Raw genomic sequence first — 629 nt, 5'->3', positions numbered from 1 at the left:
GTGGAGGAAGAGGCAGAAATAAATAAGGCTTTTGTACAAAAATCTCCAGAATTACTCTTGAAAATTCCAGAAAACCAAGAATTATTTACGAAGTCTGAACTGGATGAACTGTTGCCTATAGCTAAGCAAGCGCTCATGGAATCAGAAGATTAACTTCTTGATATATTGTAGTTTAATAGATGGGGAAAGGTTTAAGTATTAATGGAAATTCATTAGAACGTATAAGCCTCTCCAGCTGCCTACGATACAGACTGCACTAAGTGAGGCAAAGAAGAATGAAGCATTTGCTTCTGTGCTTTCAGATGGATATTACCGTCAATCGGTTCTTAACCAAACGAGTGACGAACAGATACCGTTCGGCCAGAGTGAACTGAGATTTCAAGAGTATATGAAAGGTGTTTCATTTGACGATCAGCTCCGAGTGGGAATGGGCAGGTTTGCCAATTCACAGTTAGGCCGCACCTTGCTGCACTACCGTCTGGACTCAAGGTTTCAATTTCTTTATTCGTTTGCGACAAAGGAAAATCTCAGGGCGGTTGGAGCTTTGGAATACTGGTGGAACAAAACGATCACCTATCAAGTGGATCTGTCTAAAATAAGATTACTGACCGTCGGTTTTGCGGGTTTGC

Annotated in this window: 1 protein-coding gene; it reads left to right on the top strand. The window is 41.3% G+C overall.

Annotated features, from left to right (window positions below; all coding sequences use genetic code 11):
* Positions 1–292 precede the first annotated feature (292 nt).
* Positions 293–629: hypothetical protein (locus tag GJU40_RS20565; RefSeq protein WP_154309898.1), on the top strand; the 337-nt coding region annotated here is incomplete at its 3' end.

The sequence above is a fragment of the Metabacillus lacus genome, assembly GCF_009674805.1.
Lineage (GTDB): Bacteria > Bacillota > Bacilli > Bacillales > Bacillaceae > Metabacillus_C > Metabacillus_C lacus.
The sequence above is the reverse complement of the archived record's forward strand: the minus strand, read 5'-3'. Positions and strand labels throughout refer to the sequence as shown.